The sequence below is a fragment of the Rhodococcus sp. 05-2255-3B1 genome, from assembly GCF_002258545.1.
GTDB lineage: Bacteria > Actinomycetota > Actinomycetes > Mycobacteriales > Mycobacteriaceae > Rhodococcoides.
In genome coordinates this window covers 30,104-43,927 of sequence record NZ_NOZC01000020.1, presented here as the reverse complement: position 1 = coordinate 43,927, position 13,824 = coordinate 30,104, and the positions used below count along the sequence as shown (strand labels likewise).

14 protein-coding genes, 1 tRNA gene and 1 other RNA gene are annotated in these 13,824 nt (G+C 64.8%); 5 read left to right on the top strand and 11 right to left on the bottom strand.

The window, feature by feature from the left end; genetic code table 11:
• Window positions 1-40: 40 nt before the first annotated feature.
• Genes CH249_RS12290 through phoU form a run of 3 tightly spaced genes read right to left on the bottom strand, consistent with a single transcriptional unit; the run spans window position 41 to window position 2,146 of the window.
• Window positions 41-616: an HhH-GPD-type base excision DNA repair protein gene (locus tag CH249_RS12290; protein WP_032395311.1), complete on the bottom strand. Its 576-nt coding sequence runs from the start codon at window positions 614-616 to the stop codon at window positions 41-43.
• A 35-nt stretch (window positions 617-651) separates the two neighbouring features.
• Window positions 652-1,455: a transglutaminase family protein gene (locus CH249_RS12285; RefSeq protein WP_052049483.1), complete on the bottom strand. Its 804-nt coding sequence runs from the start codon at window positions 1,453-1,455 to the stop codon at window positions 652-654.
• Window positions 1,456-1,492: 37 nt separating this feature from the next.
• On the bottom strand, window positions 1,493-2,146 hold the full coding sequence (phoU, locus tag CH249_RS12280) for a phosphate signaling complex protein PhoU (protein WP_032395313.1): 654 nt from the start codon (window positions 2,144-2,146) through the stop codon (window positions 1,493-1,495).
• A 105-nt stretch (window positions 2,147-2,251) separates the two neighbouring features.
• On the opposite strand from phoU, the gene CH249_RS12275 reads away from it, so the two are divergent.
• Window positions 2,252-2,581, top strand: coding sequence for a YnfA family protein (locus CH249_RS12275; protein ID WP_032395314.1), 330 nt, complete (start codon window positions 2,252-2,254; stop codon window positions 2,579-2,581).
• A 25-nt stretch (window positions 2,582-2,606) separates the two neighbouring features.
• On the opposite strand, the gene CH249_RS12270 is transcribed toward CH249_RS12275, so the two are convergent.
• Together CH249_RS12270 and CH249_RS12265 are read right to left on the bottom strand one after the other, a co-directional pair.
• On the bottom strand, window positions 2,607-3,857 hold the full coding sequence (locus CH249_RS12270) for a lipase family protein (RefSeq protein ID WP_094632215.1): 1,251 nt from the start codon (window positions 3,855-3,857) through the stop codon (window positions 2,607-2,609).
• Window positions 3,858-4,042: 185 nt separating this feature from the next.
• Window positions 4,043-4,714 carry a TetR/AcrR family transcriptional regulator gene (locus CH249_RS12265; RefSeq protein ID WP_094646625.1) on the bottom strand — a complete coding sequence of 224 codons (672 nt, stop codon included), beginning with the start codon at window positions 4,712-4,714 and terminating at the stop codon, window positions 4,043-4,045.
• A gap of 104 nt (window positions 4,715-4,818) precedes the next feature.
• On the opposite strand from CH249_RS12265, the gene CH249_RS12260 reads away from it, so the two are divergent.
• Window positions 4,819-6,336 (top strand): DHA2 family efflux MFS transporter permease subunit, encoded by a 1,518-nt coding sequence (locus tag CH249_RS12260; RefSeq protein WP_094646624.1) that lies wholly within the window; start codon window positions 4,819-4,821, stop codon window positions 6,334-6,336.
• A gap of 53 nt (window positions 6,337-6,389) precedes the next feature.
• Here the strand turns inward: CH249_RS12260 and CH249_RS12255 are convergent, their stop codons facing one another.
• Together CH249_RS12255 and ffs are read right to left on the bottom strand one after the other, a co-directional pair.
• The gene (locus CH249_RS12255) at window positions 6,390-7,676 is read right to left on the bottom strand and encodes an aminotransferase class I/II-fold pyridoxal phosphate-dependent enzyme (protein ID WP_094646623.1); all 1,287 of its coding nucleotides are present in this window, start codon (window positions 7,674-7,676) and stop codon (window positions 6,390-6,392) included.
• Window positions 7,677-7,729: 53 nt separating this feature from the next.
• An RNA gene (gene ffs / locus CH249_RS12250) (signal recognition particle sRNA small type) lies at window positions 7,730-7,824 on the bottom strand.
• A gap of 95 nt (window positions 7,825-7,919) precedes the next feature.
• Between ffs and CH249_RS12245 the strand changes: the two genes are divergently transcribed.
• A tRNA-Ser gene (locus tag CH249_RS12245) sits at window positions 7,920-8,007 on the top strand.
• Window positions 8,008-8,221: 214 nt separating this feature from the next.
• On the opposite strand, the gene CH249_RS12240 is transcribed toward CH249_RS12245, so the two are convergent.
• Window positions 8,222-8,968: a 3-hydroxybutyrate dehydrogenase gene (locus CH249_RS12240; RefSeq protein ID WP_032395318.1), complete on the bottom strand. Its 747-nt coding sequence runs from the start codon at window positions 8,966-8,968 to the stop codon at window positions 8,222-8,224.
• Entirely contained in the window at window positions 8,965-10,380 is a 1,416-nt protein-coding gene (locus CH249_RS12235) for an MFS transporter (protein WP_032395319.1), read from the bottom strand. The genes CH249_RS12240 and CH249_RS12235 overlap by 4 nt, the downstream gene beginning before the upstream one ends.
• A gap of 137 nt (window positions 10,381-10,517) precedes the next feature.
• Between CH249_RS12235 and CH249_RS12230 the strand changes: the two genes are divergently transcribed.
• On the top strand, window positions 10,518-11,426 hold the full coding sequence (locus CH249_RS12230; protein WP_179273014.1) for a LysR family transcriptional regulator: 909 nt from the start codon (window positions 10,518-10,520) through the stop codon (window positions 11,424-11,426).
• Between the two features lie 64 nt (window positions 11,427-11,490).
• On the top strand, window positions 11,491-12,213 hold the full coding sequence (locus CH249_RS12225) for a hypothetical protein (RefSeq protein ID WP_032395321.1): 723 nt from the start codon (window positions 11,491-11,493) through the stop codon (window positions 12,211-12,213).
• Window positions 12,214-12,361: 148 nt separating this feature from the next.
• On the opposite strand, the gene arr is transcribed toward CH249_RS12225, so the two are convergent.
• Both arr and CH249_RS12215 read right to left on the bottom strand, forming a co-directional pair.
• Complete coding sequence (gene arr, locus CH249_RS12220) at window positions 12,362-12,790, bottom strand: NAD(+)--rifampin ADP-ribosyltransferase (RefSeq protein WP_032395579.1); 429 nt, start codon at window positions 12,788-12,790, stop codon at window positions 12,362-12,364.
• A 119-nt stretch (window positions 12,791-12,909) separates the two neighbouring features.
• Window positions 12,910-13,770 carry an NmrA family NAD(P)-binding protein gene (locus CH249_RS12215; protein ID WP_094646622.1) on the bottom strand — a complete coding sequence of 287 codons (861 nt, stop codon included), beginning with the start codon at window positions 13,768-13,770 and terminating at the stop codon, window positions 12,910-12,912.
• Window positions 13,771-13,824 lie beyond the last annotated feature (54 nt).

The window sequence follows — 13,824 nt, the reverse complement described above, 5'->3', positions numbered from 1 at the left end:
GTGAAAGTTCTGGTCACTGTAACGACCGGCACCGACAGACTTATTTGTTCTTGGCTGCCGCTTTCGCCGCCTTCTTGAATTCGCGCACCTCGAGCAGCGACTTCTCGTCCACCACGTCGGCGATGGATCGACGCGCTCCGTCGTCGCCGTACGGTCCGGCGGCCTTGCGCCACCCGTCGGGCGTGACGCCCATCTGCTTACCGAGCAGCGCGAGAAAGATGCGGGCCTTCTGATCGCCGTAGCCGGGGAGGGCCTTGAGCCGTTTCAGCACTTCGGCACCGTTGGGATCATCGCGGGTCCAGATCTCCTGCGGCTTCCCGTCGTAGTTCTCGACCAGGAACGCCGCCAGCCCTTGGATGCGCTTGGCCATCGAACCCGGGAACCGATGGACGGCCGGGGTCTGCGCGCACAGGGCCGCGAATTCCTCGGGGTCGGCGTCGGCGACGGTGTCGACTTTCAGGTCGCCGAGACGGTCGACGAGCTTCTTGGGCCCTGCGAACGCCGACTCCATCGGTACCTGCTGATCGAGCAACATGCCGATCAACAGCGCGAACGGATCCTCGGCGAGCAGTGCATCGGCCTCGGGATCGCCGACGAGGTGCAGTGTGCGAGACATGGCCTCGATCCTGCCACGCGCGTGTACTCGTGCGATCAGGTGATCGAGACCAGCTGGGTGATGTCGTCGAAGGGCAGTGGTCCGTCGACGACGGCTCCGACGACGGCGCTGTTGAGGATGATCGATCCGCCGTGGTTGTCGAGGAAGGCGGTGTCGGATGCATCGCGTCCGGTGGCGATGCGCACCAGGGTCGATCGAGGTGCGAGGCACGTCGCGTCCACCACTCGCCATTGGCCTTCGACGAATGCTTCGGCGACCGCGTGGAAGTCCATGGGATCGCAGCCCGGTGCGTACACCGCGACCAGGCGAGCGGGGACGTTGACCGCACGCAGCAGGGCCACCACGAGGTGGGTGTAGTCGCGGCAGACTCCGGCTCCGGCGAGGAGGGTGTCGACCGCGCCGTCGATGGGGTCGCTGCTGCCCGGGACGTAGCTCAGACGGGCACCGACCCAGGACGAGACCTCCGCGAGCAGCTTCTCCGACGGCGGGTAGGAACCGAATTCCGTTGCCGCGAAACCGAAGAACTTGTCCGCTTCGGAGTATCGACTCGGCCGCAGGTAGAGCGAGAGGTCGTAGTCGGAGACCGGAGCAGGCTCGGTGTTGCCGTAGATGGTCGCCGAATACGACGCCTCGAGCTTGCCGACGTCGGCGTGGATCTTGTGGATGCGGGTGCCGTGAGCGCCGCTGATCTCCTGCGCCTCGATCGGTTGACCGTCGAGTGTGAACGAGAGTGCTTCCCACACATCGGTTCCCGGATGAGGTGCGATTGCGATCTGGAACTCGAGGGTGCTGGCCTCGGTCACGTCGACATCGAGGTACGCAGAGACGTCACGTTTCATCGTGCCGATCCTGCCATCTTCGAGCCGTTCGCGCAGACTATGACTCGTCGGTGGGGCGATCGCCGGTCACCAGGAAGATGACGCGTTTGGCGACCTCGACAGTGTGGTCCGAGTATCGCTCGTAGAAGCGTCCGAGCAGCGTGATGTCCACTGCGGCCGGCACACCGTGCGGCCAATCGGGTGCGGAGGTCAGCATGAACAGGCTGCGGTGCAGCGCGTCCATCTCCTCGTCCTGGATCCGGAGGTCGGCTGCGAGTTCGGCGTCTCGGGTTTCCAGCACGCGTTGGGTGGCCGCTGCCTGGGCGACGGCAACCCGGCCCATCTCCTCGAACACTCCCTCGACCTCGGGCGGAAGTACGTGCGCGGGATGGCGGCGGCGAGCCAGCTCTGCGACGTGGACGGCGAGTCCGCCCATCCGCTGTAGGTCGGCGACGATATTGATCCCGGAGACGACGCGTCGTAGATCGTGGGCGACCGGTGCCTGCAGGGCCAGGAAGCCGAATGCTCCGTGCTCCCACTCGGCGGCGAGGGTATCGATCTCCTCGCGGTATTCGATGGTCTGCTCGGCCATGACGATATCGGCGGTCAGCAGTGCACGGGTGGCGTCGACCATTGCCTTCTCGGCGATTCGCGACATTTCGGACAGGTTCGACGCCAAGGAATCGAGCGTCTCCGTGTAACTGTCCCGCATGTGAAACTCACCCCTACCGACTCGGCCCTCGACGCGGGGCCTGTAGGCCTGTACCCCCAAAGGCATCTTTCTACACCAGGTCGGGGCTGTGGGAGCCTTTGTCGCATGAACATTGTGAAGTCGGTCATGCTGTTCGCGGTTGCGGCCGTGTTCGAGATCGGCGGGGCGTGGCTGGTGTGGCAGGGGGTCCGCGAACATCGCGGATGGCTCTGGGCGGGAGCGGGCGTGATCGCCCTCGGTGCCTACGGTTTCGTGGCGACGCTGCAGCCCGACGCCAATTTCGGTCGGATCCTGGCGGCATACGGCGGTGTGTTCGTTGCGGGATCACTGCTGTGGGCGATGGTGGCCGACGGCTTTCGACCCGATCGCTGGGACATCGCCGGGTCGTCGATCGCACTGATCGGCGTGGCGGTGATCATGTACGGCCCGCGCTGACCCGCGCGGGCCGTACATCGGCAGATCAGCAGTTGGACGGCGCGGGCACTCCGTAGAACCGATCCTTGATCCAGTTCTGCGCCTCGCCGAGACCGAGAAGGTCCGGAATCAGGTGTCCGGCACCGGAACCCGGCACGATTGCGGGTACCTGCGCGGCACTCAGCTGCACGGTGGCACCCTTGCCGCACCAGTCACCGGCCAGCCCGACGGCCTGTCCGTGAGGCACGATGTCGTCGGACGTACCGGACTGGATCAGCACCGGAGCGTTGGGCGTGCGCTCACCGATCTTGTTCTTGGCCAGGATTTCCGCGGCGATGGGCAGCCGGTCCAGTACAACCGAGAGCGGCTCGCCGGTCTTGGTGTACTCGTTGGTGCGGTGCAGCCCGACGTTCAGAATCGTTTCTCCCACACACTGATTCGCCACCAGGTTAAGCATGGCCTTGCCTGCGTCATTGATGTTCTCGTCGACGATCGGCTGCAGACCGGGATCGGAATTGAGCAGACCGTTGAGGGTGTAGCCGATCACGCCGGTCAGGATGGTGCCGTCGACCTGCTCGAGGGTCGCCTTCAGATCCGCCGGGGGTGCGCCCGCATAGGTGCCGACGAGGTCGATCTCCGGTGCGTACTCTCCGGCGATTTCCGCTGCAGCAGCCGCTGCTCCGCCGCCCTGCGAGTAGCCGTACGCCGCGACCGGACCGTCCGCGGAGATCTTGGTGCCCTGCAGGTTCTGCGCTGCGCGGGCGGCGTCGAGCACAGCGTGCGCTTCCGAGGCGCGGTTGACGTAGGTGTGCGCACCGGGAGTGCCGAGGCCCTCGTAGTCGGTGATGACGACGCCGTATCCCTGCGACAGCAGGGAGTATGCGGCGAGTACCTCGTACTCGACCATGAAGCCGAGCGGCGGGGTGTAGGTGATGACGTTGTTGAGCATCTTCGATGGCGCGCACTGATCGCCCTGGCCCTGGGTTCCTGGGGCGAGGACGACGAGCGGACGCGGGCCCGGCCCGGTCCACGGTGCGGCAGGATCGATGTAGGTGCCCGTGACGGCATTGGCCGCATCGTTGGAGTCGGTGCTGCGGTACATGATTCGCGTTGCCGCGCCGGGCAGAGGGCCACCGATTCCGGGGACCGACAGAGCGAGATGCGACGGCTCGGACCGGATCACATCACCCGGGGAGCCTGCGGGCAGCGGGCTCGGCGGTACGTAGAAGTCCGATTCGACGGTGGAACCCGTCGACGATCCGGAGCCCGGGGCTGCCGATGCAATCGGATTGGTCATACCGATGAGCACCGCGGATACCGCTACTGCCGAAAAAATGACACGCGTCGAACGCAACTCGAATCCCCCAACGTCGATCCCCAGCTCCCGAGTAAGCGGTACATCGGGTAGCACTCAATTCCGTTAGGGACCCTACGTGATCGATCGCACAACGCAAAGGGTTTCGTGACGTGGACCCAGTTCACTCAGCGTCGACGACGATGCATCACCGTCTTGGCCATGTCGACCTCGTCGCTGGTGAAGGGACGCCCTGGAAGCGCCGAGCGCGGGACACCGTCGCCCCGCAGACCGTCGAGGAGGACGGTGAAGTAGCGACGCCAGTTGGTCGCATCGACGGCGCTGGAGAATTCGACGCTCGCGCCGATCATGCCGAGCACCGGATAGAAGTCGTTGACCGCGATATCGGACCTCAGCTGCCCGGACGCGAGCGCTCGCTCGACGATCTTCTCGAAGAACGGATCGATACGCGAACGAACCCGAGCGATGCCGCGACAGCCTTCGTCCGAGCCGAGGACGACCTCACCGAGTCCCCTGTCGGAGGACATCCCCTCGCACACCTCGGCCAGGAACTGCACCAGCCCCTCCCACGGATCCTCGGCCTCGAGTGCGCGCTCCGCGGTCGCGAGCATGTCTTCGAGTCGCTGCTCGAAGACGCCGTCGATCAACTCTTCCTTGCAGGAGAACCGTCGGTAGACGGTTCCGACGCCCACTTTGGCGTGGGCAGCGACGTCGTCGAGTGTGATGTCGATTCCGCGTGAGGCGAACAGTTCGCGCGCCGCGTCCACGATGCGTCGACGGTTGCGTTCGGCGTCCGCACGGAGGGGCTTCGCTGCCGATGTGTCGGCTCTCACACTCATTCGATGTCCGTTTCACCCGATAAGCGGAGGACAGTCCTCCACTTCGCTGCTACCTTGTTCTACAACCGGAGGATACACCTCCGCATAGTCGAACCGAGGACACCATGACCACCCTTTCATCGGAGAACGTGGGCGACGCGACGTCGACCACGACACCGGCGGACGAACGTGCGCAAAGGAATCGATGGCTGATTCTCGCCACGCTCGGCCTGGCCCAGCTCATGGTCGTGCTCGACGCGACCATCGTGAACATCGCACTCCCCGCTGCCCAGCTCGACCTGGGCTTCGACAACGCCGATCGCTCCTGGGTCGTCACCGCATACGCCCTCGCGTTCGGCAGCCTGCTGCTGCTCGGCGGACGGCTCAGCGACCTCTTCGGTCGCCGCAACACCTTCCTCATCGGCCTCGTCGGCTTCGCGTTGATGTCGGCGGTGGGCGGCGCGGCCGTCAACTTCGGCATGCTCGTCGCGGCTCGCGCCGGTCAGGGTCTCTTCGGCGCACTACTGGCCCCCGCCGCCCTGTCTTTGTTGGCCACCACCTTCACCGACACCAAGGAACGCGCCAAGGCATTCGGCATCTTCGGTGCCATCGCAGGCGGCGGCGGCGCACTCGGCCTGCTGCTCGGCGGCATGCTCACCGAATGGGCCAACTGGCGCTGGAGCCTGTACGTCAACCTGATCTTCGCTGCACTCGCCTTCGTCGGCGGGTTCCTGTTCCTGGCCAAGCACAAGGTCGACGTCCGGCCGAAGCTCGACATCCCCGGCACCCTGGCGGTCTCGGCTGCACTGTTCTCCATCGTCTACGGCTTCGCACACGCCGAGTCCGACGGCTGGAGCAACTCGGTCACCCTCGGATTCCTCGCCGCTGGTGTCGTTCTGCTCGCGGTATTCGTGACCATCCAGATGCGCGTCGAGCACCCCCTGTTGCCGCTGCGCATCGTCCTCGATCGCACCCGTGCGGGATCGTTCCTGGCCGTATTCGTCACCGGCGCAGGCATGTTCGCGGTATTCCTGTTCCTGACCTACTACCTGCAGAACACCCTGAAGTACACACCCATCACCACCGGGTTCGCGTTCATGCCGATGATCGCGTCGCTGATCCTCACCGCCACCCTGTCGACGGCGCTGATCCTCCCCCGCTTCGGGCCGCGCATCCTGATGACGACCGGCCTGATCGTGGCCTCGGTCGGAATGGGACTGCTGACGCAGATCGACATCGACAGCAGCTACGTCACGCACATCCTGCCCGGCCTGGTCATCATGGGCCTCGGACTCGGGGCCACCATGGCACCGGCCATGCAGGGCGCGATCTCGGGCGTCGACCCGGACGACTCCGGCGTCGCATCGGCAACGGTGAACACGATGCAGCAGGTGGGCGGCTCGATCGGCACGGCGCTCCTGAGCACAGTGGCTGCCAACGCCGCCACCAGCTACGTCAGCTCCAACATGGCGACGGCAACCGACGCGGCTCTGCTGCAGGCCAATGCCGAGATCGCCAGCTACACCACCACGTTCTGGTGGGCGTCGGGAATCTTCCTGCTCGGCGCAGTGCTGTCGGCCACGCTGCTGAAGAAGGGACCGCTACCGTCGGCTCCCGAAGGTGCGGTTGTCGTCGGGCACTAGTGCGCTACGCGCAGTGGTGTGGTTATGCGCCTCAGGGGCGCATAACCACACCACTAGCTTTCGAGGAGCTTCTCCGTCGCGGCCAGCAGAACGCAGGTCGCGACGCCGTCCATCGACTTCTCCAGCTCACCGAGCGACGGGAAGCTCGGGGCGAGGCGAATGTTCTTGTCTTCCGGATCTTTTCCGTACGGGAAGGCCGAGCCGGCGGCCGTCAGAGCGATTCCGGCATCCTTGGCCAGCGCGATCGACCGCGCAGCCGTCCCTTCGAGCACGTCGAGGCTGATGAAGTAACCACCCTTGGGTTCGGTCCACGACGCGATCTTCGAGGCACCGAGCCGGTCCTCGAGAATCTGCTGCACCAGCGCGAACTTGGGCTTCAGAATCTCGCGATGCTTGGCCATGTGAGCCCGCACCCCCTCGGCGTCACCGAAGAATCGCAGGTGCCGTAGCTGGTTGAGCTTGTCCGGTCCGATGCTCTTCTTACCGAGGTGCTTCTGATACCAGGCAAGGTTCTCCTCGGAACTGCCGAAGAAGCTGACGCCCGCACCGGCGAACGTGACCTTCGACGTCGAGGCGAACACGAACGCGCGATTGGGGAAACCGGCCTCCGCCGCCATCCCGATGACGTCATAGGACGGCGCGAACTCCTCGGTCAGCGGATGCACCGCGTAGGCGTTGTCCCAGAACAGACGGAAGTCCGGTGCAGCCGTGGGCATCGTGGCCAGCGCTCGCACAACTTCCTCGGAGTAGACGGCACCGGTGGGGTTCGCGTAGTTCGGCACCACCCACATGCCCTTGATCTGCGGGTCCGACGCCACCAGGTTGGCGATCTCGTGCACATCGGGGCCGTCGGGTCCCATGGGAACAGAGATCATCTCGATGCCGAAGCTCTCGGTGATCGCAAAGTGCCGGTCGTAGCCGGGAGCCGGGCACAGAAAGCGCACGTTCGGCTCGGCCGACCAGGCCCGCGGCGAGTCGGGCAGACCGTGCAGCAGCGCCCAGACCACGAGGTCCTGCATGATCTCGAGGCTGGCATTGTTGCCGGCCAGCAGGTTCTTCACCGGGATGCCGAGCAGTTCACCGAAGATGGCGCGCAGTTCCGGCAGGCCCGCGAGCCCACCGTAGTTGCGGCAATCGGTGCCGTTGCCGTCCTTGTAGTCCGCGCCCGGGAGCGTCAACAGCTCGGCAGCGAGATCGAGCTGCTCGGGTGACGGCTTGCCGCGGGTGAGATCCAGCTTCAGATTCTCGGTCTTGAGCTGCGTGTACTTCGCGCTCTGCCGCTCGTGCTCGGAGGCAAGCTCCTCATGGTTCATCAGACCCAACTGGGTTTGCGCTGACATGCGGAGCGGCCTCTCGGTGACTGGGTTCCCCGGACAGTGTTGCTGCCACTGAATAAAGGGGACCCCGCGCACCCGGCAGAGCCCATTGACCCTTGCTGCCTTCCGGCCCTGGGGGAGTTCACAGGATGCGCGCCGCGCGGGATCCGTTAGGAAGTGTAGCCGCCTCCCGCCGGGCAACACATCACCACCCTTCGCGCCTCCCGATTTGGGAGATGGTGGGGGTAACCGGGTAAGCTCCCCCACGGAGGATTCGCCTAGTGGCCTATGGCGCTCGCCTGGAACGCGGGTTGGGTTAACGCCCTCAGGGGTTCAAATCCCCTATCCTCCGCCAGAGAAGCCCCCGTGACACGTCACGGGGGCTTCTTGCTGTTCGGGATGGGTCCATTCACCCGCCCGCCCTGGTTCGCGCCTACCCCGTTCGCGTCAATGGACCCTTGCACCGGTCAGACGTGTGCAAGGGTCCATCCACCCAGTTCACGATTCCGCGTCGATGGCACATTGACACGCTCAGACGTGTGCAGTGGTCCATTGACGCGGGGCGCGGACTATCGAGCCGACCAACCACCGTCCATCGTGTAGGACGCTCCGGTGACCATGCCTGCGTGCTCGGAGGTCAACCAGCCGACCAGTGAGGCGACTTCGGCGGGTTCGACGAGTCGCTTGATGGCAGCCTCGGTCAACAGGACTTTTTCGAGTACTTCGTCCTCGGGGATGTCGTGTGCCTTGGCCTGGTCGGCGATCTGCTTCTCGACCAGCGGCGTGCGCACGTATCCCGGGTTGACGCAGTTGCTCGTCACACCGTGGGCGGCACCTTCGAGGGCCGTCACTTTCGACATGCCTTCGAGTGCGTGCTTGGCGGTGACGTAGGCGACCTTGAATTCCGATGCCCGCAGTCCGTGTACCGAAGACAGGTTGACCACTCGGCCGAAGCCGCGAGAGTACATGTGCGGCAGGGCAGCTCGGATGAGCAGGAACGGAGCCTCGACCATCAGGGTCTGAATTCTGCGGAACGCGCCTGGGTCGAAGTCGACGATCGGTGCGACGGTTTGAATGCCCGCGTTGTTGACCAGGATGTCGACGTCCAATCGGAGGTCGTCGAGAGCGGTGGTGTCGAGCAGATCCACCGACCAGACGTCACCGCCGATCTCCGACGCCAATTCCTTTGCGGCAACGTCGTTCACATCGGCGACGGTGACGCGGGCGCCCCGGCCGGCGAGCTCGCGTGCACACGCGGCCCCGATGCCGGACGCTCCCCCGGTGACGAGGGCGGAGCGTCCGGTCAGGTCGGTCACTGCTTCACATTCTGATCGAGCAAACCAGCCTTGGCCAGCTCGGCTTCGGTGGCCAGGTTCTTGGCGTCGGCGATGTCGATGCTTTCGAGCGCCAGTCCCTTTGTTTCCCTTGCGATGACGACGGCAACCACGGTGATCGCGCAGGCCACGGCGAGGTACACCGCGATCGGCACGGACGAGCCGTAGACGTCGAGCAGCTTCACCGCGATGATCGGGGCCAGCGAACCGGCGACGATCGAGGTGACCTGGTAGCCGAGGGACACACCGGAGTAGCGCATCCGCGTCGGGAACATCTCGGCCATGATGGCCGGCTGCGTGGCGTACATGAAGGCGTGGAACATCAGGCCGATGATGATGGCCAGCATGATGACGACGTTGTGTCCGCTGTTCATCATCGGGAAGGCGAAGAAGCCCCACGTCGCGGCGGTGATGGCACCGGCGAAGTAGACGGGGCGACGCCCGACGCGGTCGGCGAGCTTGCCCACCAACGGAATCGTGCAGAAGTGGATCGCGTGGGCGATGAGCATCCACCACAGGATCGTGGAGGTATCCGTTCCCACTTCCACCGAGAGGTACGTGATCGAGAAGGTGACCACGAGGTAGTACATGACGTTCTCACCGAAGCGCAGGCCCATTGCGGTGAACACGCCACGGGGGTAACGCTTGACGACCTCGAAGACACCGTACGACGCGGCCTTGATGACCTCGGCCTGCTTGTGGGCCTCGAGGAAGATCGGGGCGTCGGAGACCTTGGTGCGGATGTAGTAGCCGACGAAAACGATGACGGCAGAGAGCCAGAACGCGACGCGCCAGCCCCAGCTGAGGAAGGCCTCGTCGGACAGGGTGGTCGTCAGGACGAGCAGAGCGACGGTGGCGAGCAGGTTGCCGGCGGGCACGCCTGCCTGCGGCCAGCTGGCCCAGAATCCGCGGGACTTGTTGGGGCTGTGTTCTGCGACAAGGAGAACCGCGCCGCCCCATTCGCCGCCGACGGCGAAGCCCTGGATGAATCGCAGGGTCACCAGCAGGGCCGGTGCCCAGTAGCCGATCGCCTCGAAGGTGGGCAGGCAGCCCATGAGGAACGTGGCTCCGCCGACGAGGACGAGGCTGAACTGCAGCAACTTCTTGCGGCCGTACTTGTCGCCGTAGTGGCCGAAGACGATGCCACCCAACGGTCGTGCGACGAAGCCGACGGCGTAGGTGACGAAGGCAGCGAGGATGGCGTCGAGCTCGCTGGTTCCGGCGGCGAAGAAGATCTTGCTGAACACCAGTGTCGCGGCGGTTCCGTAGAGGAAGAACTCGTACCACTCGACGATGGTGCCTGCCATCGATGCCCCGACGACCTTCTTGAGGCCTGCGGGGGTGGCATCGGGGTCCGGTTCGGACCGTTCTGCCAGCGGCTGATCGACGCTCATTGACTCTCCTGTGTTACTCGGCACTCGATGGTCACTCTTGTGACAGACCACACATTGGCGGGTTGCTCTGAGTATTGGTGCAGATGTTTCTCGGCGCAAGAGCCATGAACGCAGGTCGGATCTGCAAAACTGCAGACATGACGCTCGGTGGCGCGAAGATCCCCAGTGCAGACGACCTGCTGGTGCTGCTCGCTGTCAGTCGAACAGGTCGCTACAGTTCTGCGGCCGACGACCTGGGTATCAACCACACGACCATTTCCCGACGCATCGCCGCGCTCGAGGACACCCTCGGTGGCCGGGTCCTGACGCGGGGTGCCGGTGGCTGGGAGCTGACGCAGTTGGGCCGCGGAGCGCTGGCCGCTGCCGAGGCCGTCGAGGACGCGCTGCGCACCCTCGTCTCGAGCGACGCGGGTGCGTTGGAGGGCGTCGTGCGCATCTCGGCGACCGATGGCTTCAGTGCCTACATCGCGGCCCCGGCCGCGGCGCGGGTGCAGCGCGCTCACCCGCGGGTGAGTGTCGAGATCGTCGCGGTCACCCGACGGGCATCGCAGCAGCGATCGGGCCTGGACATCGAGATCGTCGTCGGCCAACCGCAGGTGCACCGCGCGGAGGCCATCCGGCTGGGGGACTATCTACTCGGCCTCTATGCCTCCGAGGCCTATCTGAAGGACCACGGAACTCCGCAGGTGCCGGCCGACCTCTCCGCGCACCCGTTCATCTATTTCATCGACTCCATGTTGCACGTCGACGATCTCGATCTGGCCCCCAACTTCACCCCGACGATGCGCGAATCGGTCACCTCCACCAACGTCTTCGTCCACGTCGAGGCGACCCGCGCCTCGGCCGGCATCGGACTGCTGCCGTGCTTCATGGCCGACCGCCACTCCGACCTACAACGAATCCTGCCCGACGCCATCGCGGTGAAACTGACCTACTGGCTCGTCACCCGAAGCGAAACGTTGCGACGGCCGGAGGTGTCGGCGGTGGTCGACGCCATCCGCGCGGTGGTGAACGAGCAGCGCGCGGCTCTGTTGGGCGAGAACTGACAGTGTCGGCGCGGGTATACCGTCGACCACACGGAACTTCCGTCCCAGAAGGAGCGTCCCCTCGATGGCCGATATCGACTTCTACTTCGATCCGGTGTGCCCGTTCGCCTGGATGACCAGCAAATGGGTCCGCAAGGTCCAAGCCCAACGCGACTACACCGTCGACTGGCGGTTCATCTCGCTGCGCCTGCTCAATTCGCACATCGATTACGACGCGCACTTTCCACCCGAGTACGAGGCCGGTCACACCGCAGGTCTGCGACTGTTGCGGGCTGCCGCCGACATTCGTCGCGAGCACGGGTCGGACGCGATCGGGCCACTGTACGAGGCCCTCGGCACGCACATCTTCGACACCGAGGTGGTGCCCGACGACGCTGCGAGCCACGGACATCGCGGCACCGCGGAATTCCTCGGGCCGATCCTCGAAGAACTCGGGCTACCCACCCGTCACACCGCAGCACTGGATGACTCGTCTCTGGACGAGGAGATCCGAGCCGAAACCGATCATGCGCTGTCACTGACCGGCAAGGACGTCGGCACACCCATCATCGCCTTCGAGCCGCCGGACGGAGTTGCCTTCTTCGGCCCGGTGATCAGCCGACTCCCCAGCGACGAGGAGGCAGTAGCACTGTGGGACAACGTGATCGGCCTCGCTCGGTTCCCCGGCTTCGCCGAGATGAAGCGCAGCCTGCGTGAGCTTCCTCAGTTGAAGGCCCTCGGTGTGCAGGACGACGAAGCGGGCGTGGTCCAGGACTGGCACGGCGGGAGCCGACGCCAGAAGAAGTGATGGTGCGGCCGGCTTGTCGTTGTTCGTTTTCACCCCAACGCTTTTCGCAGGCTCTCGGCGAATCGGCTCCGATCAGGTGACCGCAACGCACGTGCCGTCGTGATCGGGTGAACCTCGGCCCGAGCGAAAAATCACCGGAGAGTGTCGCCTAGTCGTAGAGAACGGCAGTTCCCGTTCGCCGCAACGCCTCCAGACCGTCTCGGAAACGCTGCAGGTATTCGGGCGAATGACCGACCCAGTCGGTCATCTCCGCGACGATGCGTACCGGTTCTGCACTGCGATAGGAGTGGGTCGGGTTGCCGGGAAACTTCTTGTCCGTGACGTTCGGGTCGTCCTCTACACTGCCGGTCGGCTGCACGATGTAGACCCGCGGATTCCCCTCGCCGACGGCCATTTCGGCCGCGAGCACGGCACCGTCGAGCACCTTGGTCATGTAGACGTAGTTCGAGATGTGCTCGGGACGATAATTCGAGCGATAGCCGGGGACCAAGAAGTCACCGGCCTCGAGATCGGCCTTCGTGCCATGAAAGTAGGCACCGGACTCGTGTACGCGAAATCGCTCCGGTGTATCGGCCATGTCTGCCATCACAACTCCTCCGTGTCGGTAGCCGGAAGAGTGTGCACCGCCGACGGGGTCTTGCCGCAAGCCCCCTACCCGGCGATACACTGAAGGCAACGGTGGCGGGCACGGCCATGTCACGTCGCGCGTTCACTCGAAACGAGAAAGTCACGCGTAGTTCGTGGTTCGCGACCGAGCAGTTCGCCCAACAGCGGGTCGGTCCCGGCGAATCGGCCGTCGTGGGCGGCGACAAAGATGCCGAGGGTGAAGCGAGCCATGAACTCGTTCGCACCTGCAGCCACGCGATCGGTGACCCACTGCTCCTCACCCACGATCGAGACCTGGATCTTTCGACCCACGACTTGTGACGCGATGGCCGCTACCTCGGTCATTGTCGGGGCATCGCGGGCCGTCAACACCGTAGGGCCCTCGTATGCGCCATCCGACGTGAGTATCGCGGCGGCAGCTTCCGCCGAATCCGCTCTGTCGGTCCACGAAACAGGGCCGTCCACGGGTATGGATACAACGCCGGTCTCGCGCCAATCGCCCATGACGAAATCGAGGCTGTGTGCGTAGAAACCGTTGCGTAACGACGTCCACGCCACACCGCTGTCGGCCAACATCTGCTCGGTCGCAGCGTGATCGCGCGCAGGCTTGAACGGACTGTCGAGCCCCGCGCCCTGGTGACTCGTATAGAGAATGCGTCCGGCACCGGCGGCGACCGCCGCATCGATCGCGTTGCGATGCAACGCTGTCGCGTCGGCCCCGGGATCGCTGGACGAGACGAGCAACACCTGGTCTGCCCCGTCGAACGCCGTCGTAAGCGAGTCCGAATCGTCATAGTCGCCTCGACGCACCTGCACGCCTCGATCCGCAAAGCGCTGCGCCCGAGCCACATCGCGAACCGCGACGGCGATCTCCGAGGGGGGAAAGCGTTCGAGTAGATGGTCGACGGTGGCACCGTTCAATGCCCCGGTAGCTCCGGTGATGACGATCATGACAACCTCCTGTTATCAATGGAATCATCTAGAAGCTAACATCGGAAACATGAC